15 protein-coding genes, 2 tRNA genes, 1 other RNA gene and 2 pseudogenes are annotated in these 18909 nt (G+C 69.7%); 11 read left to right on the top strand and 9 right to left on the bottom strand.

The annotated features are described in order from the left end of the window. Positions 1-12: 12 nt before the first annotated feature. A tRNA-Ser gene (locus ACQEVU_RS48315) sits at positions 13-99 on the top strand. A gap of 75 nt (positions 100-174) precedes the next feature. Here ACQEVU_RS48315 and ACQEVU_RS48310 read toward each other — a convergent pair. Next, on the bottom strand, positions 175-459 hold the full coding sequence (locus tag ACQEVU_RS48310; RefSeq protein ID WP_433336794.1) for a tyrosine-type recombinase/integrase: 285 nt from the start codon (positions 457-459) through the stop codon (positions 175-177). Here ACQEVU_RS48310 and ACQEVU_RS48305 point away from each other — a divergent pair. From ACQEVU_RS48305 to ACQEVU_RS48290, 4 genes and pseudogenes are all read left to right on the top strand, one after another. Beyond that, positions 422-1039, top strand: a pseudogene (locus ACQEVU_RS48305) (GntR family transcriptional regulator); the annotation flags it as partial. The gene ACQEVU_RS48310 and the pseudogene ACQEVU_RS48305 sit on opposite strands and share 38 nt — an antisense overlap. Further along, positions 1036-1737: an HAD family hydrolase gene (locus tag ACQEVU_RS48300; RefSeq protein WP_433336792.1), complete on the top strand. Its 702-nt coding sequence runs from the start codon at positions 1036-1038 to the stop codon at positions 1735-1737. The pseudogene ACQEVU_RS48305 and the gene ACQEVU_RS48300, both read left to right, overlap by 4 nt. A 568-nt stretch (positions 1738-2305) precedes the next feature. Further along, a complete protein-coding gene (locus tag ACQEVU_RS48295) occupies positions 2306-2533 on the top strand; it encodes a hypothetical protein (RefSeq protein WP_433336790.1) in 228 nt (75 codons plus the stop codon). Beyond that, a complete protein-coding gene (locus ACQEVU_RS48290; RefSeq protein ID WP_433336788.1) occupies positions 2523-2810 on the top strand; it encodes a hypothetical protein in 288 nt (95 codons plus the stop codon). The genes ACQEVU_RS48295 and ACQEVU_RS48290 overlap by 11 nt, the downstream gene beginning before the upstream one ends. Before the next feature lie 440 nt (positions 2811-3250). Here the strand turns inward: ACQEVU_RS48290 and ACQEVU_RS48285 are convergent, their stop codons facing one another. Together ACQEVU_RS48285 and ACQEVU_RS48280 are read right to left on the bottom strand one after the other, a co-directional pair. After that, positions 3251-7021, bottom strand: a complete 3771-nt coding sequence (locus ACQEVU_RS48285) for a hypothetical protein (RefSeq protein WP_433336786.1) — start codon at positions 7019-7021, stop codon at positions 3251-3253. Positions 7022-7023: 2 nt separating this feature from the next. Further along, positions 7024-7668: a chromosome partitioning protein gene (locus tag ACQEVU_RS48280; protein ID WP_433336784.1), complete on the bottom strand. Its 645-nt coding sequence runs from the start codon at positions 7666-7668 to the stop codon at positions 7024-7026. A gap of 619 nt (positions 7669-8287) precedes the next feature. Between ACQEVU_RS48280 and ACQEVU_RS48275 the strand changes: the two genes are divergently transcribed. Then, positions 8288-9334 carry a PHP domain-containing protein gene (locus ACQEVU_RS48275; protein ID WP_433336782.1) on the top strand — a complete coding sequence of 349 codons (1047 nt, stop codon included), beginning with the start codon at positions 8288-8290 and terminating at the stop codon, positions 9332-9334. Between the two features lie 72 nt (positions 9335-9406). On the opposite strand, the pseudogene ACQEVU_RS48270 reads toward ACQEVU_RS48275, so the two are convergent. Beyond that, positions 9407-10144: pseudogene (locus ACQEVU_RS48270) on the bottom strand (DMT family transporter); the annotation flags it as partial. Between the two features lie 190 nt (positions 10145-10334). Between ACQEVU_RS48270 and ACQEVU_RS48265 the strand changes: the two are divergent. From ACQEVU_RS48265 to ACQEVU_RS48255, 3 genes are all read left to right on the top strand, one after another. Further along, entirely contained in the window at positions 10335-12005 is a 1671-nt protein-coding gene (locus tag ACQEVU_RS48265; protein ID WP_433336780.1) for a DUF885 domain-containing protein, read from the top strand. A 205-nt stretch (positions 12006-12210) separates the two neighbouring features. Continuing rightward, entirely contained in the window at positions 12211-12684 is a 474-nt protein-coding gene (locus tag ACQEVU_RS48260) for a DUF6232 family protein (protein ID WP_433336778.1), read from the top strand. 173 nt (positions 12685-12857) lie between these two features. Beyond that, positions 12858-13061: a DUF397 domain-containing protein gene (locus ACQEVU_RS48255; RefSeq protein WP_433336776.1), complete on the top strand. Its 204-nt coding sequence runs from the start codon at positions 12858-12860 to the stop codon at positions 13059-13061. Between the two features lie 82 nt (positions 13062-13143). Here ACQEVU_RS48255 and ACQEVU_RS48250 read toward each other — a convergent pair whose 3' ends face one another. The 5 genes from ACQEVU_RS48250 to ACQEVU_RS48230 form a co-directional block, all read right to left on the bottom strand. Further along, positions 13144-13347 (bottom strand): DUF397 domain-containing protein, encoded by a 204-nt coding sequence (locus ACQEVU_RS48250; protein ID WP_433336774.1) that lies wholly within the window; start codon positions 13345-13347, stop codon positions 13144-13146. Positions 13348-13404: 57 nt separating this feature from the next. Beyond that, complete coding sequence (locus ACQEVU_RS48245) at positions 13405-14313, bottom strand: helix-turn-helix domain-containing protein (protein WP_433336772.1); 909 nt, start codon at positions 14311-14313, stop codon at positions 13405-13407. A 267-nt stretch (positions 14314-14580) separates the two neighbouring features. Further along, the gene (locus ACQEVU_RS48240; protein ID WP_433336770.1) at positions 14581-14850 is read right to left on the bottom strand and encodes a hypothetical protein; all 270 of its coding nucleotides are present in this window, start codon (positions 14848-14850) and stop codon (positions 14581-14583) included. Between the two features lie 334 nt (positions 14851-15184). Then, a complete protein-coding gene (locus ACQEVU_RS48235; RefSeq protein ID WP_433336768.1) occupies positions 15185-15460 on the bottom strand; it encodes a hypothetical protein in 276 nt (91 codons plus the stop codon). Between the two features lie 215 nt (positions 15461-15675). Beyond that, positions 15676-15760 (bottom strand) — tRNA-Ser (locus ACQEVU_RS48230). Between the two features lie 54 nt (positions 15761-15814). Between ACQEVU_RS48230 and ffs the strand changes: the two genes are divergently transcribed. Both ffs and ACQEVU_RS48220 read left to right on the top strand, forming a co-directional pair. Further along, positions 15815-15908: signal recognition particle sRNA small type (gene ffs, locus ACQEVU_RS48225), an RNA gene on the top strand. Positions 15909-15999: 91 nt separating this feature from the next. Beyond that, the gene (locus tag ACQEVU_RS48220) at positions 16000-18855 is read left to right on the top strand and encodes a DNA polymerase III subunit gamma and tau (protein WP_433336766.1); all 2856 of its coding nucleotides are present in this window, start codon (positions 16000-16002) and stop codon (positions 18853-18855) included. Positions 18856-18909: the final 54 nt, after the last annotated feature.

Raw genomic sequence — 18909 nt, 5'->3', positions numbered from 1 at the left:
AACCTCTTCGGCGGTGGCGTGTCCGAGTGGCCTAAGGAGCACGCCTCGAAAGCGTGTGAGGGGGTAACTCCTCCCGGGGTTCGAATCCCCGCGCCACCGCACCTGGCCAGCACGAACGCCCGGCGACTCTGAGTGAGTCACCGGGCGTTTTCGCGTGCGGTCTCAGTTTTGGTCTCAGTTGGCGTCGTCGGCCTCTTCGGCAGGTCGCCACAGGAGCCCGCCGACGCGCTTCGCCACGTCTCGCCGCACCTGACCCGTGATGTGCTGGTACCGCTTCGCCATGGCCGAGTTGGACCAGCCCATGATGCCCATCACCGCCCGTTCGGCGACTTCGAGGATCAGGAGCACGGTGGCCGCCGTGTGCCGGGCGTCGTGCAACCGGCCGTCTCGCAGCCCTGCCGCCTTGAGTAGCCGCTTCCACTCCCAGACGCAACGCCCAGTGGAGCTCCGTCCGCACATCGAGGCCGCATTCGAGCGCTCGCACGTGGCGATCGACTTTGCAGGCTTCTCGGGGGAGACGCTACGCGACGCGCTCAGCGAAACCCTCGACAAGGTGCGCGCCGGCAGCCTGACGCCCGAATCCCTGGCCGTGCGCGTCCTCCTGTACGACACCTCCGGACCGGTGGCCCTGCCCGCCAGGGCCGAAACACAGTCCGACGATCCAGCGGTACGCGAACGCGCCGAACGGATCACCCGACGCGCGGCGAGCGGCATCCTCGACCAGGTCAACGAGCTGGGCGAACTCGGGCTCATCCCCTCGGCGACCGTCGCCGTGCGGGTGTGGGGCGGCGCGCCGCAGTGCAAGCTGTACATCCTCAACAACGACGAGGTGTTCTTCGGCTTCTACCCCGTGGTTGAGCGCACGGTGACGATCAAGGGCACGCCGTTGGCAATCTACGACCTGATGGGCAAGGACGTGCCGCTGTTCCACTACGCAGTCACCGACGACGATGAGGCGATGGGGACCCAGTTCGTCCATAGCTCGCGCGCCTGGTTCGACTCGCTGTGGAACAGCGTTGCCCGGGAGTACGAGCCGTGACCGGCGACGCAACCCTGAGCCGGCTTCTTGCGGGGCGTGGGCCGCTGCTGCTCGATTTCGACGGACCGGTGTGCGCGATCTTCGCTGGATACCCCGCGCTCAGCGTCGCCGATGACCTCCGCGCACTGCTTCACGCCCAGGGCGTCACGCTCTCGGAAGAGTTGCTCGGTACCGCCGATCCGCTGGAGCTGCTCCGGTGGGTCGGAACGCTGCGGCAACCCGAGACCACGCGTGCGGTCGAGGATGCTCTGTGCGCGGCCGAGCTGCACGCGGTGCGGTCCTCGGCGCCTACCCCGTACGCACGGGAGGTCATTGTGGCCGCCCGCAAGGCCGGCAAGCCGATCGCCATCGTCAGCAACAACTCTGCGGGCGCGGTTATGGAGTACCTGACCGCGAAGCGGCTTGCGCCCTACATCACCTCCGTGATCGGGCGCGCCTACGCCGACCCGGCCCGCATGAAGCCAAACCCTGAGCCGATCCTGCACGCCGTGTTTGACCTCGGCGCCGAGCCGAGCGACTGCGTGCTGATCGGCGACTCGCTCGGCGACATCGCCGGTGCACAGGCGGCCGGCGTACGAGTCATCGGCTACGCCAACCGCGAACGGAAGCTACAGCCCTTCAAGGACGCGAAAGCAGATGCAATTGTCAGCAGCCTCGGCGACGTCGCCGTAGCGCTGATCTGCGAAGAATCAGACTAACCACACAGTCCCGCCCATTGCCGCCCGCGAAAACGGGTGGGGAATCAGCGCGCCCTGGAACGACTCACGTCCCGGCGTCGCAATAGAGAGTCCGTCGTTCAGAAATGGAACTCCCCGGCGCTTCTGTGGCTGAGATCCCGGTGGCGTCGGGTCGAGCCGGTAGGGCGCACTGCGCCGCTCGTGCAAGGCGAAATAGCCGCGCGGTGTGCCCTGCCGGGCGTGAGACCGGAGGCGATTGCGTTGACACATGCGCCACGGCAGACAGGCGACGGTGACGTGATGGCGGCTCGCCGACTGACGCAGGCCACGAGATACGACGCACCGGTCAGGACGCAAGCCGTGTACCCGGGCGGTCAACTGATCGATGACGCGCAATCAGTGCTGGACTCGCACGTCACGGTGCTGGGAACCGGGCGATGTCGGAACTGCGGCGAGCCGGGGCCGTGCCCCGAGAGGGAGCGCGCGGCGCAGATCTTCCGGCGATCGCAGCGATTGCCGCGCCGCCAACCGGGCGCCTCGCGACCAGAGACGGTAGGCCCACATCGGGACGGCTGGCGGTGGTTCGGCGGTGGCTGACTTCGACCGTGTCGATCAACAGGCGCTGCTGCCCGACGCGCGAGCGGTCGCAGCGACACATGTGCCCGAGAACGGATTGTGCCGTGGATGTCTGGATGCCTGGTCACGGTTGGCGCCGCATCCGTGCACCCACGCGCAGTGGGCATCGGTCGTTGGCTGGCTTGCACCGGTAGTGAAACAGCAGCAACAGGCAGGAGGGCGAGAATCCGATGAGCGCTGACTTTCCGGCCGTGCCGTCTATCACCGAGGCGGAGCTAAACGTACGCGGCCTGCACGCCTACGTCGCCCAGGACGAGGACGACCTGGTCCTCGTGCTCCAAGAGCACGACCCGGACGGCGCAGGTCTCACGGTGACGCTTGAGTCAGGCTTCGGCCCAACGTTGCAGGAGGCGATCGCCTCCGCCGAAGAACTGTCCCGAGCGGCGTGGCAATGGGCCGCACTACTGCGACGTCGCGCGGGGCAACCGCAGGCCAACCGACGCCACGTAGACCGGTAGACCGGTAGTTGTGTTGCCGAATTTGCCTGTGCTAAATCAAGTCGCCTACGGCGCAGCCCGCAGGCGGTGACCGCTCGCCCGCAGGCCGCGCAGAGTGGTCATGAGTAGAGCCCGGTTAGCTTGCGGCCGACGATGGTCCCACGGCTTTCGACCTCGGTCCGTCGGGGCTGCATGCCGCAGCTCCCGCGGACACCGGTCGGCGCTCAGCGCCTCCCTGCCAGATCCGCACATACACGACGAATGCCTCCGGCGAACCTCAGGGTCCCGGAGGCGACGCCCTCCGTACACCCGTCGGCCAGGCAAGCCGTGCAGACCACCATCGGAGCCGCCAGGCCAAGCCCGCTGCACGAGTCGCCTCCGGCGAGCCTGGCGACCTGACGCCGGCCCGCTCCCCGGGGGCGGCCGACGGGTGCACGAGGGCTTCAGGCAAATTGACGGTATCAACCCAACGAAGAGTTCCCCATCGAACCGCGCCCGGAAGCACCCGCGAAGAGACCGGCGAACCGCATGACTACATCAGGAGAAAGCCTCGCCAGGACAACCAACGGCCGGAACCAATCGCCCACCGCGAACGCTGTGCCAAGCAGCCGGTTGGCTGCATGCACGCTGTCCAATCCAGCGTCTACAGCCACCTGCGCAAGGCCGGTCAGGGCCTGTGCCTGCCCGTACGGGTTGGTGATGGTGCGGGCGAGCTGTTCGGCCTGGTCCAGGTCGCCGGTGCTGGCCACAGCCTGAACCAGGCCGGCCAGGGCCTCTGCCTGCGAGCCCGGGTTGGTGATGGTGCGGGCGAGCTGTTCGGCGTCGGTGGCCAGTCGTTGCGCGTGGTCGACGTCGCCGGTGCTGGCCACAGCCTGAACCAAGTCGGCCAGGGCCTGCGCCTGCGAGTACGGGTTGGTGATGGTGCGGACGAGCCGTTCGACGTCAGTGGCCAGTCGATGCGCGTGGTCGACGTCGCCAGTGCTGGCCACGGCCTGAACCAGGCCGGCCAGGGCCTGCGCCTGCCAGTCCGAGTCGGTGATGATGCGGGCGAGTTGCTTGGCATGATCGACGTCGCCAGTGCTGGCCACGGCCTGGACCAGGCCGATCAGCGCCTGCGCCTGCGAGTACGGGTTGGTGATGGTGCGGGCGAGCTGCTCGGCATGGTCGACGTCGCCAGTGCTGGCCACGGCCTGGACCAGGCCGATCAGCGCCTGCGCCTGCGAGTACGGGTTGGTGAAGCTGCGGGCGAGCTGTTCGGCGTCGGTGGCCAGTCGATGCGCGTGGTCGACGTCGCCGGTGCTAGCCACAGCCTGAACCAGGAGAATCAGGGCCTGCGCCCGCGAGTACGGGTCGGTGATGGTGCGGGCGAGCTGTTCGGCGTCGGTGGCCAGTCGTTGCGCGTAGTGGACGTCGCCGGTGCTGGCCACAGCCTGAACCAAGCCGGCCAGGGCCCATGCCTGCCAGTGCGGGTCGGTGATGGTGCGGGCGAGCTGCTCGGCATGGTCGACGTTGCCGGTGCTGGCCACGACGTGGACCAGGCCGGTCAGGGCCTCGGCCTGCGAGCCCGAGTCGGTGATGGTGCGGGCGAGCTGCTCAGCATGGTCGACGTTGCCGGTGCTGGCCACGGCCTGGACCAGGCCGGTCAGCGCGTGCGTCTGCGAGTCCGGGTTGGTGATGGTGCGGGCGAGCTGTTCGGCGTCGGTGGCCAGTCGTTGCGCGTGGTCGACGTTGCCGGTGCTGGCCACAGCCTGAACCAGGCCGGCCAGGGCCTCTGCCTGCGAGTCCGGGTCGGTGATGGTGCGGGCGAGCTGCTCAGCATGGTCGACGTTGCCGGTGCTGGCCACAGCCTGGACCACGCCGGCCAGGGCCTCTGCCTGCGAGTCCGGGTTGGTGATGGTGCGGGCGAGCTGTTCGGCGTCAGTGGCCAGTCGTTGCGCGTGGTCGACGTCGCCGGTGCTGGCCACAGCCTGAACCAGGCCGGCCAGGGCCTGCGCCTGCCAGTGCGGGTCGGTGATGGTGCGGGCGAGCTGCTCAGCATGGTCGACGTTGCCGGTGCTGGCCACAGCCTGAACCAGGCCGGCCAGGGCCTCTGCCTGCCAGCCCGGGTTGGTGATGGTGCGGGCAAGCTGCTCGGCATGGTCGACGTTGCCGGTGCTGGCCACAGCCCGGACCAGGCCGATCAGGGCCTGCGCCTGCGAGTACGGGTCGGTGATGGTGCGGGCGAGCTGCTCAGCGTCGGTGGCCAGTTGATGCGCGTGGTCGACGTTGCCGGTGCTGGCCACAACCTGAACCAGGCCGGCCAGGGCCTGCGCCTGCGAGTACGGGTTGGTGATGGTGCGGGCGAGCTGTTCGGCGTCGGTGGCCAGTTGATGCGCGTGGTCGACGTCGCCGGTGCTGGCCACAGCCTGAACCAGGCCGGCCAGGGCCTGCGCCTGCCAGTGCGGGTTGGTGATGGTGCGGGCGAGCTGCTCGGCGTCGGTGGCGAGTTGTTGTGCGTGGTTGAGGTCGCCGTTGCTGGCCACAGCCTGAACCAGGCCGGCCAGGGCCTGCGCCTGCGAGTACGGGTTGGTGATGGTGCGGGCGAGCTGCTCAGCATGGTCGACGTTGCCGGTGCTGGCCACGGCCCGGACCAGGCCGATCAGGGCCTGCGCCTGCGAGTACGGGTCGGTGATGGTGCGGGCGAGCTGCTCAGCATGGTCGACGTCGCCGGTGCTGGCCACCGCCCGGACCAGGCCGATCAGGGCCTGTGCGTGCGAGTACGGGTTGGTGATGCCATCGGCAAGTGCTTCACCGCGGGCGGGATGTCCAAGCATCGCCCATGCTGCGGGCAGGTCCGCCGGAATGTTGGCGTTGCGTTGCTCAAGTTCGCCGCGGTGGAGCGACAGGCACGCCAGCGCGTACAGATCGGGGACCGGACGGGCCAAGAGCAGGGTTTGGCAGGTCTGGACCTCGGCCAGCGCGGCGGCGTCACCGCCGGACAGATCCAGCATCCGGTCATGCCGGGCACCGTCCGTTGCCAGCGCCACCAAACGGTCGACCTCGCCGCTATCTTCGAGCATCCGCACATACCCGCGCAGCAGATACTCAGGCGTCACGTCGGGCCAGGCGGGCGAACCATCGCAGGGCGCGCGGTACGTTTCCGCCCATGCGTGCAGCCGCGCGCGATAACCGGCCAGATCTGCGCCGAGGTACTCGACAGCGGCGCGCTGCAGTTCCTCGTGACCCAGCAGATACACCTCACCCACGGTGTCGGCTGCCCACTGCGTCGCGCGCCGCATGAACGTCCGGCCCGCGACCGTGTGCAGCACATCCTCGATCTCGACCAAATCCGCGCCAGTCAAGGACCGCAGATCAGCACCCGACAAACCACCGCGTGCAGCGGTCAGCAGACCCAACAGGTCACGCTCCAACCTGGTGCCCTTGAGTAGACGCTTCAGTTCGGAGCGTCCTGCCCGCTGCAGGTCGAGGGCATGCGCCGAGCCGCCCAGCAGCCGCACAATGCCGCCCTCCCGCAGCGGATGTCTCGTCGGGACGTCATCCGGAATCGGCGGATTCGGCCGCCCAGCCACAATCACCCGCATGCCGGCCGGCGGCACCCGCGGCAACAACCCGGCGATGCTGTGCGCATCCGGGCCCGTCGTCGTCCCACGATCCTCGTCCAAACCATCGACGACCAGCACCAGGCGGCCACCCGCACCACGACACCGCGCAGCGGCCTGGCTCAACAGGTCCAACAACTGCGCCTCACGCACCATCTCGCTCACGGCCGCTGGCAACTCCTGCCCGAGCAACGCGCACAGCTGCTCCGTCAAGACCGTGGTAAACGCCTCACGCGTATCCTGCGCCGCCAACCGAGCAGTGATGAAGAACGACACCAACCACACGCGTCCGCGCAGCACGGCTGGCGGCTCCAGCACAAACGACGACAACAACGCCGACTTCCCCGCCCACGGCCCCGCTTGCCACCACACATACGATCCGCGGCCCTCATCCAGGCAAAACCCCGCCAACTCCGTCAGCTCCGCCTCCCGATCGAGCAGCACCGGCGGAGCAATACGGCGCACCTGCTCCAGATACGTCGACCGAGCCGGCCGCACCGCAGGCGCCGCCGAGATATGCACCTGACCGGCGTAACCGATACCAATCCCGCCGCCCGAACCATGACCGTGCCAACCTGATGCGCTCACACCGCCGTACGGGATGACTTCGGGCCCACCCTCGTCGCCGGGCACGGTCAGGGGCTCGACCGGCCCGGCTGAGAAGGGTCCTCGAGCTCCCGCCCCCGCGCCAACCGCACGTCCCCGCCGACCTGACCGAACGCAATGCCACCACGGTCGGCCTGGGCATGACCCCCACCCGTCAACACCCGGACGTCACCCCCAGCCAGGACCGACATCCCGGCCCGCTCCTGCGCACCACGCAACTCAGCAACAAGATCGGCGATCACCTTGCCGAACGCCTCGTCTTTGTTGGCGGCCGCCGTGATTGACAACTCGACGCGCTGCCGGGTCACCTCGCTGACCGCACCATCACCAGCGCCCACTTCGTCGGCGAGATCAGCCAATGCGGGATCCGCACCCAGCTTCGCCGCCACCACATCGTGCAATCGATCAAGACCCGCGTCGACCGTCGCGTCGAACTCAGCGTCCAACCGGCCGGCGACACGACGGGCCTTCCGCAGCACCCAGGCGATGACATACCCGGCGACCACACCAGCCTCGATCACCACAGCAGCGACACCTCTCCTCACGACATCCATCGACAGTCTCATGCGCGACAACCGGCCGTCGCAACGATGCCTCACCTCATCGACCGAAATACCGAACAGTAGAACCGACCGGCCCACCGATTCCGCATCGACCTTGAAGTGCGTACGCACGGCACCTTTGCAGCTCAGATCGACGTTACCGATCTCGTTGCGTGTCCCTCGTGTCCCTGGCTGGCCTTCTAGCAGGGAAATCCCAGGGATAGCTTGATCACGATCGTCCCTGTAGCCGCCTCGAACGCGACGAACGGCTGGAACAGAGGGACGGTAGGATCCCCTCTGTTCCGGCCGTTCTGGTCTTAGTTTTGGTCTCATTCGTGGGCGTCCGGCACGGTCCGCAGGAGGCCCAAGGCCGCCCGCGACCAACGCAGCGAACGCACGATGACGATGCCGAACGAGCGACCGAGGCACTGAAAAGCGGAAGGTCAGCGCAAGATCGTCATATAGGTGTGGGCGCATACGCGGTTGGAACGCGGTCTCAGTTCTGGTCTCATTCGTCACCGTTCGCGGGGTCCCGCCGACAAGCACAGAAGGCCGCCTGTGCTGGTCACGGACGGTGCTGTATCCCCGCGGACGGTGCCTCTCAGACCTCGAAAGCGTGTGGGGGTAACTCCTCCCGGGGTTCGAATCCCCGCGCCACCGCACTCGGCCAAACCCGGACGCCCGGCACCTCCGCAAGGAGGCGACCGGGCGTTCGGCGTATCAAGGTCGGCGAACGGCTAGCGTGGTGCGCATGGCGAACCCGCGTGACCCGCTGGCCGATCTGCGGCGCATTGCGTTCCTGCTGGAGCGGGCCCACGAGGCGACCTATCGCGTCCGGGCGTTCCGAGGGGCCGCCGCCAAGCTCGCCAAGCTGCCCGACGGCGAGCTCGAGGCCCGGGTCAAGGCGGGGACGCTGCGGGAGCTGCCGGGGGTCGGCGACGTCACCGCCCGTTGTGTGGCTGAGTCGCTGGCGGGGGAGGAGCCCGTGTACCTGCGGCGGCTCGAGGCCACCGCCGGGCAGGATCTCGACGAGGCCACCGCGGCGCTCCTCAACGCCCTCAAGGGCGACTGCCACGCGCACTCCGACTGGTCCGACGGTGGGTCGCCGATCGACGAGATGGCCATGGCGGCGGCGCAGATCGGGCACGAGTACCTCGTGCTCACCGATCACTCGCCGCGGCTCACCGTCGCCCGGGGGTTGTCCGCGGAGCGGCTCGAGGAGCAGTTGGCGGTGGTGGCCGAGATCAATGCCGGGTTCGAGGGGATCGGGATGAGCTTCCGGATCCTCACCGGGATCGAGGTCGACATCCTCGCCGACGGCTCGCTCGACCAGACCGACGAGCTGCTCGGGCGGCTCGACGTCGTCGTGGGGTCGGTGCACAGCAATCTCAAGGACGAGCCCGACGTCATGACCCGGCGGATGGTCACGGCGCTGGCCAACCCGCACCTCGACATCCTCGGGCACTGCACCGGGCGGCTCATCACCGGCGGGCGCGGCACGCGGCCCGAGAGCCGGTTCGATGCCGAACAGGTCTTCCGGGCCGCCGTGGAGCACGACAAGGCGATCGAGATCAACTCGCGGCCCGAGCGGCTGGACCCGCCCAAGCGGCTGCTACGCGTGGCGCTGGAGGCCGGTTGCCGCTTCTCCATCGACACCGACGCGCACGCGCCCGGGCAGCTCGACTGGCTCTCCAACGGGTGCTCCCGGGCCGTCGCCTGCGGCGTCCCGGCCGACCGGATCGTCAACACCATGGGGGGCAAGGACCTGGTGGCGTGGGCGGCGTCGCACGGTCAGTAGGCCCTGCGAGATGCCGACGCCGGCCAGGACGATGAGGCCGCCGACCGGCTGGTGCCAGGTCAGGCTCTCGCCCAGGAAGACGACCCCGGCGATCGCGGCCACGAACGGCGGGAAGTACGTGACCATGGAGCCCGTCGTGACGCCGGCCGTCTGGACCACGTGGTAGTTCAGCGCGAACGCGATGCCCGTGCCGAAGACGCCCAGCGCCAGGACGCCGATCCAGACCTTCGGTGAGAGATCGAGCGGGGACGGCGGGAGGCCGGCGATCAGCGGGGCCGCGATGACGAGGTGCAGCGTGGACATGATGAGCTGGCCCGCCGAGAGCTGGAACGGCGAGATCTCGAAGTGCTGCATCAGCCAGCGGGTGTAGTTGAACGCGATGCCGTAGCAGGTCACCGCGACCAGCAGCATGAGCTGGCCCGTCAGCGAGCTTCCGCCCACGCCGTTCCAGACGCCGAGCACGACGAGTACACCCGCGAAACCGGTCAGCAGGCCGGCGATCTGGCGGCGGGCCGGGCGCTGCGAGCGGACCGCGACCAGGGTCACCACGAGCGTCGTGAGCGGGGCGGTGCCGTTCCAGATGCCGGCGAGGACCGACGGGACACGTTGCTCCGCGTAGCCGAAGAGCACAAAAGGTACCGTTGCGGCGAAAGCGGAAAAGAGGAACAGATGGCCCCAGAGCCGGGCGCTGCGGGGGAGGGGCTGGCGGCGGGCGGCCAGGATGATCAGCAGCGTGAGGGCGCCCAGGAAGATCCGGTAGAGGGCGATGTACACCGGCGCCAGGCCCGTCAGCGCATCCTTGATGAACATGAAGCTCGTGCCCCAGATCAGGGCGACGGCGGCAAACGCCGGCAGCCAGCGTTTGATGTCAGGGGCAGAAGGAGCCATGGACCTTACTGTGCCGGACCGCGCGAACGGCTGTCATCCCCGTTCAGCCACGCGCTGCGAATTGGCCTGCGCGTGTACCACGCCGACCGCCCCGGTGACGTAGGGTTCGCGCGTGGGTTCTATCGATGACATCGCCAACAGGTATGTCGAGCAGTGGGCGCCCCTCGACCCGATCGGGGCGACCTTCGTCGGCGTTGCCGGCCACGACGACCGGCTGACCGACCTCTCGCCCGACGGCTTCGCCGCCCTGGCCGACCTCGATCGGCAGGCCCTGGCCGACCTCGACGCCGAGACGCCCGCCACGGAGACCGAGCGCGTCGCCAAGGAGGCCATGCAGGAGCGCCTGGGCCTGGCCCTGGAGCGCTACGAGGCCGGCGACCTCGCCAGCGACATCAACGTGATCTCCAGTCCGCTGCACGGCGTGCGGAGCTCGTTCGACCTGATGCCGACCGACACCGAGCGGGCCGCCGAGGACATCCGCGCCCGGCTCGCCGCCGTGCCCACCGCGCTCGCCCAATGGCGCCAGACGCTTCGGCACGAGGCGCAGCGCGGCAACGTCGCGCCCACCAAGCAGATCATCGAGGTTGCCAAGCAGTGCGAGGTCTGGGCCGACCTCGAGGGCGACAACTTCTACCCCGACCTCGCCGCCCGCGTCGGCGCCGAGCACCCGGCCTTGGCCACGCATCTCGCGCGCGCCGCCGAGGCCGCGCGCGCGGCGACGGTGGAGACCGGCGAGTTCCTGCGCCGCGAGCTGGCGCCGCTGGGCCGGCCGAAGGAGGCCGCCGGGCGCGAGCGCTACCAGCTCGCCTCCCGCTACTTCCTGGGCGCGACCGTCGACCTCGACGAGGCCTACGCCTGGGGCTTCGACGAGCTCGCCCGCCTCGAGGCCGAGATGCGCACGGTCGCCGACAAGATCGTGCCCGGCGGCTCGGTCGACGAGGCGGTCGCCGCGCTGGACGCCGACCCGGCCCGCACGATCCACGGCAAGGAGGCGTTCCGCGACTGGATGCAGCAGCTCGCCGACGCCACCATCACCGAGCTCAACGGCCGGCACTTCGACATCCCGTCGCAGGTGCGCGCGATCGAGTGCATGCTCGCCCCGACGTCGGACGGCGGTATCTACTACACCGGGCCGAGCGAGGACTTCACCCGCCCGGGCCGCATGTGGTGGGCGGTGCCGCAGGGCATCGACAGCTTCTCGACGTGGCGCGAGGTCACGACGGTGTACCACGAGGGCGTCCCCGGCCACCACCTGCAGATCGCCCAGACGTATGTGCGCGCCGAGCTGCTCAACCGGTGGCGCCGGGTGCTCGCGTGGTCGTCCGGGCACGGCGAGGGCTGGGCGCTGTATGCGGAGCGGCTCATGGACGAGCTCGGATACCTGTCCGACCCCGGCGACCGCCTCGGCATGCTCGACGGCCAGGCCTTCCGCGCGACCCGCGTGATCGTCGACATCGGCATGCACCTCGAGCTGGAGATCCCGCGGGACAACCCGTTCGGGTTCGCGCCGGGCGAGCGGTGGACGCCGGAGCTGGGCTGGGAGTTCCTGCGCGCGCACTGCCGCGTCGAGGAGAAGTCGCTGCGGTTCGAGCTCAATCGGTACCTCGGGTGGCCCGGCCAGGCCCCGTCGTACAAGCTCGGGGAGCGGGCCTGGCTCGCCGCCCGGGCCGACGCGCAGGCCCGCAAGGGCTCGGCGTTCGACCTCCAGGCCTTCCACCGCGACGCGCTCAACCTCGGCTCGCTCGGCCTCGACCCCCTGCGGGCCGCGCTCGCCCGGCTGTGACCCGGCTCCTCGGACTGAGGGCCGAGGAGCGGTTCGCGTTCGCCGTAATTTTCGTTTGTGACCTTCCCTCACTCTGGGCGACGCTAGGGTGACTGATCAGATGCACGGCCGGTGGTGATTTCGCAGGTTGCGATATGGCACCTTGTGGCCTGGCGATCTGTGACGCAGCCGACTCATACTGATGGCGAGGCTAAGGGGGGAACCGATGCCCACCGTCTTCTACAAACGCCACGGCATTCTCATTACTGACGATGTCTACGCCGCCTGGGGGCTCGAGCCGCGGATGTACGACCTCGAGGGCCTGCAAGATCTGCACGTCGAGCACGACGGGCGCCCCGCCCGCGTCGTCCTGCTCGTCGCCGGCGCGCTCGCGACCGTGGGGGCGGTCGTCGCGATCAACCTGACCGAAATCTCGGGGCAGTACGTCGTCACCGCGGGCGTGCTGTTGTCCGTCCCGCTCACCAACCGTGCGCTGCGGATCTTCTCGCCGGGCGCCTGGCACCTGTGCGCGCGCTACGCGGGCGCCGGCGTCACGCTATTCACATCGACCAACTTCATGTCGGTAATGCGCGTGCGCCGCGGCCTGATGCGCGCGTTCACGGCGAGCGCCGCGGACGTTGAGCGCCTGGACCGCTCCGGCTACGCGGAGGCCTACGGGAGGCTGAACTCCCTGCTCTGACGGCCGTACCGATGAGCACGCCCGCGGGGCCGAGGAGCCCCGCGGGCGATGCCAGTTGCCCGTATTGTCGCGAATGTGCATTCATGGGCCAACTTTGCATACTCACGTGAGGCATGACGCGGCACTTCGTATGCTGAAAGCGCACGTCCTAGGGTTTGGAGGAGGTCCACCCGATGGCCGCGAGCAACGAGGTACTCGTCTGGCACAAGTCTTCCGCCTGTGGCAGTTCGTCCTGTGTGGAGGTGGCCGGCGGCGCCGATGGGATCCTGGTTCGTGATTCGGATGACCCGGACGGCGCTCGGCTGAAATTCGGCGCGGCGGACTGGCGCGCTTTTGTCGCGGTGGTGTGCAGCGACGCTCTGTTTCCGCCGGAATGATGGCTGTGGGAGCACGCCGGAACGGTGTGCGTGCGGTCGTGGGCTTGTGGCATCGCAACGCGTGTGAACCGGCATGGCGTGATCACTGAAGGTCGAAATCGCCGTCCTTGATGCCGGTGACGAACGCACCCCAGGTGTCGCGTCCGAACGACAGCACGGAAGCGTCCGGATTCTTCGCGTCGCGGACGAAGATGCCGTCCGACGCGAGGTCCGCTACCTCGACGCAGGTCGAGTTGCCGCAGTAGCTGCTCTTGCGCCAGCGCGGCGGCATGACCGTCTCGTGCATTGAACACCCATTTCCTGGTTAAGGGGCCGCCCACGGGCGCCCCGATGGTCTTCGGCGTCAATCCGAAGATCCCTTTTCGGCAGGGCGACCGTCCGCGCCGGCGACGGGGCGTTTCGCGGCGGCGGCGATCCTTCGTGCCGACTCCTCCTCACCGATCGAGTGCTCCCACATGTGATCCCAGGCGTCGCGGTGGCGCGCGATCCGCACTGAGTCGTCGACGATCTCGTCGGTGGGCCCGCTCTCTCGGTACAACACGGCGTGGCTGTTCTCGTCCGTCAGGTACAACAGGTCGTAGTTGCCGAACGGTGGGTAGGGTCGCTGAAGCGGGTGAATGCGCACCCGGATCAGCCCGTTTTCGATGGCGGTGCTGATCGCGGCCAGCGTCTCGCGCAGTGCCTCGGGCCCGCCGTATTCGCGCATCAGGAGCGCCTCATCGAACAACGCGAAGAGCTGCGGTCGCGGATTGCGCCCCAGCAGCGCGTTGCGACGTTCGGCGCGAATGGCGGCGCGGGCCACGATCTCGTCGTTGGTGAGATCTCCAATGAAACCCTCGGTCACGGCCCGCGCGTAGGCCTCGCTCTGCAACCATCCCGGAATCACCTGCGGCGCGAAGCTGCGGATGACGGCGGCCTCGGCCTCGAAGCCGATGAGCTGGCGCATCGCCGCGGTCAGAAGTCCCTGGTACCGCCGGTCGTCCCACCACTGCCGGCGCTGCTTCGACGCCTTGGCCGCCTGGATGAGGTCCTCGACGGTCCTGCGGTCCTTGATGCCGAGGTACGCCAGCAGCGGGCGCAGATCGTTCTGGGTGATGGTGACCTCGCCGGACTCGATGCGCATCACCTTGGAGAGCGACCACTCCATGGCCTCGGCCACCTGGGTCTGCGTGTCTCCCTTGGCGTTGCGGGCGTCCCGGATCGCCATCCGGACCTTCCGGCGCGCGACGGCGGGCGTGTCACCCGAGCTCATGACGTCGTCTGTCCCTCGTTGGACGTATGCCTACTTGCCGTATCGCTGTTTCTGGTTACCCTACGCGTCGGTGGACGCGGGCGGCAGACATTGGTGAAAACGCCAAAATCCGGCATTCCCCTTTTGATGCGGACTGCACGGGCTGATCGGGTGATCGCGGTATCGACCGGAGGACAGTGTAGGTACCGATCAGCAATACAGCTGTCCGTGATATGGCAGATTTCGCCGGATCGTTACCTACCCTTCGGTAGGTAACGATCCGGACGGTCAGCCCGATGTCGCGTGGCGCCGCTCCAGCGCGCGGATCAGGGCGCGGCGGACCTGGCCGAAGACCCGCCGGTCGCAGCTGTGGAACAGGCGTACGTCGTGGAGCCCGTACTGCGCGCGGATCTCCTGCGCGGCCGGGCGCCGGCCGGCGCGAGGGTGCTCCAGGACGTACACACCCTCCAGGAAATCGATCCGGTACTGCACGTGGGCGGGCCGGAGGATCACAAAGTGCTCGGCGGTGACGACCAGGTCGGGACTTCGGTAGAACATTCGCATCTCCCTTTCCCCCTCGGTCTTGCGGGAGGGGCCGGCGATGCGGTAGGGATTACTTCAGGTATCGACGCTGCCCCTCCGCGTAGCCGGAGCGGCGGCCCGCAACGAAAACAGCGCCCGGTTGCCGCCGGGCGCTGTTGCGTATCCGCCACTCGCCCCCTCGTGGCTTACTGCATCGATGGTCGCATGGCCACCTACCTGTGCGCTAGCTAACAACCTGCTATATCGCAGATTGCAGTACCGCGGGTTGGCTCGATCAGAACGGCAGCGGGTGGGCGCGCTGCTCGAGGGCGCGGAGAAGCGCAGCTTGCGGTAGTGCCGGTCGTCTCGATCAGAAGGGCAGCGGGTGGGCGCGCTGCTCGAGGGCGCGGATGAGCGCCCGGCGCACCGCGGAGAAGCGGGCGCGGTCGGTGGTGAAGTAGATCCGGACGTCCGCGTGCTCGTAGCTCGCGCGGATTTCGTGGCCGGCCCGGAAGCGGACCCCGCGGGCGTGCCGGAGGACGTAGGGCGCCTGGATGGCCTCAAGGTGGAACCGCGCCTCGACGGGCTGCAGGACTACCACGTGCGTGCCGGTGATGAGTAGGTCCGCGCTCCGGTAGAACAACATCGCCGCCCCCCTCAAACGACGTGTCGGTGTCCCGATGGTCGCACGGGCTGTCACGGGTCAGTAGGCGTCGGCCGGCGATGTTGCAGATGGCGACATGACGTTTTGGCTGTCCGGTGGGTGACGCCCGCCACACTGGACGGCTTCCGCGTGACCCCCGGGGCGCCCCCGGGCGGCCCCTCCGTGGGGGCGGCCCGGCGTTTTGCCTGGTAGGCGAGCGGAGGATACGAGATTCGAACTCGTGAGGGTTTTATCCCAACACGCTTTCCAAGCGTGCGCCCTAGGCCTCTAGGCGAATCCTCCGTGCGCCAGGATACCCATCGCTCGGACGGCGCGTGCACCGGGTATTGTGGTGTCCAAGCCACTCGTGCGGCGGCACCTCATGAACCTCCCCAGGGCCGGAAGGCAGCAAGGATAAGTGAGCTCTACCGGGTGCACGGGTGGCCTCTTTTGCATCCGTGCCCGCCCGCGTGACGCCTCCCGAAAACTGTCGGTGGTCCGGAGTACGGTGGTCCCGGCTCTAGTCGAACGGAGGACCGCAGGTGGCGCTCGCGCTCTACCGCAAGTACCGGCCTCGCACGTTCGCCGAGGTCATCGGGCAGGAGCACGTCACCGAGCCGCTGTCGCAGGCGCTGCGCTCGGGCCGGCTCAACCACGCATACCTCTTCTCCGGCCCGCGCGGCTGCGGCAAGACCAGCAGCGCCCGCATCCTGGCCCGGTCGCTCAACTGCGAGCGCGGCCCGACCCCCGAGCCGTGCGGCGAGTGCCAGTCCTGCCGCGACCTGGCGCCCGACGGCGCCGGCTCCATCGACGTCATCGAGATCGACGCGGCCAGCCACGGCGGCGTGGACGACGCCCGCGACCTTCGCGAGCGGGCGTTCTTCGCCCCGGTTTCGAGCCGCTTCAAGGTGTACGTCATCGACGAGGCCCACATGGTGTCCTCGGCCGGCTTCAACGCGCTCCTCAAGCTCGTCGAGGAGCCGCCGGAGTATGTGAAGTTCGTCTTCGCCACGACGGAGCCGGAGAAGGTCCTCGGGACGATCAAGTCCCGGACCCACCACTATCCGTTCCGCCTCATCCCGCCGGGCGTGCTGCGCCCCTATCTCGAGCAGCTCACCGCCGCCGAGGGCGTGAAGGTCGAGCCCGCCGTCTTCCCGCTGGTGGTCCGCGCCGGCGCCGGCTCGGCCCGCGACACCCTCTCCGTGCTCGACCAGCTCATCGCCGGCGCCGGCGACGACGGCGTCACCTACGCCCGCGCGGTCGCCCTGCTCGGCGTCACCGACGTGGCCCTCATCGACGAGATGTGCGATGCCCTGGCCGCCGAGGACGGCCGCGGCGCCTACGGCGTGATCGACCGCGTCGTCGAGGCCGGCCACGACCCCCGCCGCTTCGCCTCCGACCTGCTCGAGCGCCTGCGCGACCTGATCGTGCTGCAGCAGGTCCCCGACGCCGTCACCAAGGGCCTGCTCGACGCACCGCACGACCAGCTCGAGCGGATGGGCGCACAGGCTTCGCAGCTCGGCCAGGCGACGCTGTCCCGCTACGCCGACATCGTCCACAACGGCCTGACCGAGATGCGCGGCACCACCGCGCCGCGGCTGCTGCTGGAGCTCATCACGGCCCGGATGCTGCTGCCCGGCGCGGACACGTCGAGCTCGGCGCTGTTGCAGCGGCTGGAGCGCATGGAGCGCCGCCTGCAGGCCGGCGGGGTGCCGGCGCCCGAGAGCGTCGCCTCTCCGGTGCGGGCGACCGCCGACAGCGGCAACCGCGGGCTCGACTACATCCGTGGCGCGGCCGCTGCGGCTCCTCCTGCGGCCGCTCCTCCTGCGCCGGTTGTCTCGGCGCCTCCCGCTCCTGCGCCGGCCGCCGAGTGGGCCGAGGAGCCGGCTCCCGCACCGGCACCCGCGCCGGCTCCCGAGCCGGTCGTAGCGCCGGCTCCGGAGCCGCCCGCGGCCGCGTCTGCGCCTCCCCCCGCGGCCGCGCCCGCGCCTCGGCCGCAGAGTGGTGGGGGCCTGGACGCCGATGCCATGCGCCGCGCGTGGCCCGACGTCCTGGCGCTGGTCAACGACAAGAGCAAGAAGACCGGCGCCATCCTGCGCGACGCGACCGTCCAGGACGTCGAGGCCGGCACGCTGGTGCTCGGGTTCAAGTACGCGACGCACGCCAACATGCTCAACGCCGGGCCCGAGGTGCTGCTGAGCGCGCTGCAGGAGCTGTTCGGCGGCCGGTGGCAGGTCCGCTGCGAGGTCGGCGGGCAGCCGGGCGGCGGCGGGGGCGGCAATCGCCCGGCGCCGCCGAAGCCCACGCCCCAGCCGGCCGGCCCGTCGTCCGGGCCGGCGCCGGGTGCGCCGCCGTCGTCCGGGGGCGATCCGGCGGCATCGGGGCAGTTCCGGGCGGCGCCCCAGCAGGCCCGGCCCGATGCGAGCCTCGCACAGTCCCACGCGATGTCCCAGCCGGCCCCGGCGGGGGCCCTCGCCGCGGCGCGTGGCGGCGATTCACCCGCAGGGGGCGGTGGCGTTCAGGGCGCCGCGGTGGCCGTGGCGGTTCAGGAAGACGACTGGCCGGTGGCCGCCGTGCCGGGGGGCGGAGCCTCCGCAGGGCCGTCTCGCCCCGCCTCGGTCGAGCAGGACGGCTGGCCGGAAATGGCGACGCCGGGCGGCGCCGCGGCCGGGAGCGCGCCGGCGGTCGACGCGCGCTCCACGGCGACGGTTGAGGCGCCGAGCGCCAACGGGCACGGACCGGGACCTGTTTTCTCCGGCGACATGACGGCGGCCAACGGCTCGCCGGTCAGCGCCGGCTGGGCGGGCGGTTCGCCGGCGGCTTCGGGGGCGGCACCCGCTTCGGCTTCGAGTTCGACCATGGCCTCGGCGGGGGCGGCGATCGCCGAGCCGGCCGCGCCGCCGGCCCGATCGCGGCCGGCCGGGTCCAGCGCCATCGAACGGGCCCGTGAGGCGGCCAGGGCGGCGGCCGCGGCGAATGGTGCCCGGCGCGGCGGCGGAGCCGGCGTCGGCGTTGCCCCGGCCGGCGGCAGTGTCAACGGCTCCGGCCCTGCGCCCGGCGGCGGAGGGCCCGGCGGGCGCGCCGGTGCGGCGGGGGCCAACGGCGGGCGGTTCGGCGCCAGGGGCGACTCGGCCTGGGAAGGCACCAGCGCGGACGAGCCGCCGTGGGATCCCGACTACGACTCGCCGGTGCCCGATCCACGCTCCACAGGGCCCGAGCCACGCTCCACAGGACCCGATCCGCGTTTCTCGGGGCCCGATCCCCGCTTCCCGGGGCTCGATCCGGGCGACGAGCTGCTCGACGACGCGAGCGAGGTGCGCGAGACGAGCGAGGAAGCGGCGCTGCGGCTGCTGATCGAGACCTTCGGGGCCGAGAAGATCGGCGAGACCACCACGTAGACCGGCGGGCGACCGGCCTTGGAACGGTTCGGGTGGAGCGAAGCTCCTCCGGCG

This window comes from Dactylosporangium sp. CA-139066 (assembly GCF_050936175.1).
Classification (GTDB): domain Bacteria; phylum Actinomycetota; class Actinomycetes; order Mycobacteriales; family Micromonosporaceae; genus Dactylosporangium.
This window is presented reverse-complemented; position numbering and strand designations above follow the sequence as displayed.

What these genes read in the sequence shown, in the direction of transcription:
- ACQEVU_RS48310 (WP_433336794.1), bottom strand. Translation starts at nt 459, where the DNA reads ATGTGCGGACGGAGCTCCACTGGGCGTTGCGTCTGGGAGTGGAAGCGG.
- ACQEVU_RS48290 (WP_433336788.1), top strand. Translation starts at nt 2,523, where the DNA reads ATGAGCGCTGACTTTCCGGCCGTGCCGTCTATCACCGAGGCGGAGCTA.
- ACQEVU_RS48275 (WP_433336782.1), top strand. Translation starts at nt 8,288, where the DNA reads ATGGCGAACCCGCGTGACCCGCTGGCCGATCTGCGGCGCATTGCGTTC.
- ACQEVU_RS48260 (WP_433336778.1), top strand. Translation starts at nt 12,211, where the DNA reads ATGCCCACCGTCTTCTACAAACGCCACGGCATTCTCATTACTGACGAT.
- ACQEVU_RS48255 (WP_433336776.1), top strand. Translation starts at nt 12,858, where the DNA reads ATGGCCGCGAGCAACGAGGTACTCGTCTGGCACAAGTCTTCCGCCTGT.
- ACQEVU_RS48250 (WP_433336774.1), bottom strand. Translation starts at nt 13,347, where the DNA reads ATGCACGAGACGGTCATGCCGCCGCGCTGGCGCAAGAGCAGCTACTGC.
- ACQEVU_RS48245 (WP_433336772.1), bottom strand. Translation starts at nt 14,313, where the DNA reads ATGAGCTCGGGTGACACGCCCGCCGTCGCGCGCCGGAAGGTCCGGATG.
- ACQEVU_RS48240 (WP_433336770.1), bottom strand. Translation starts at nt 14,850, where the DNA reads ATGTTCTACCGAAGTCCCGACCTGGTCGTCACCGCCGAGCACTTTGTG.
- ACQEVU_RS48235 (WP_433336768.1), bottom strand. Translation starts at nt 15,460, where the DNA reads ATGTTGTTCTACCGGAGCGCGGACCTACTCATCACCGGCACGCACGTG.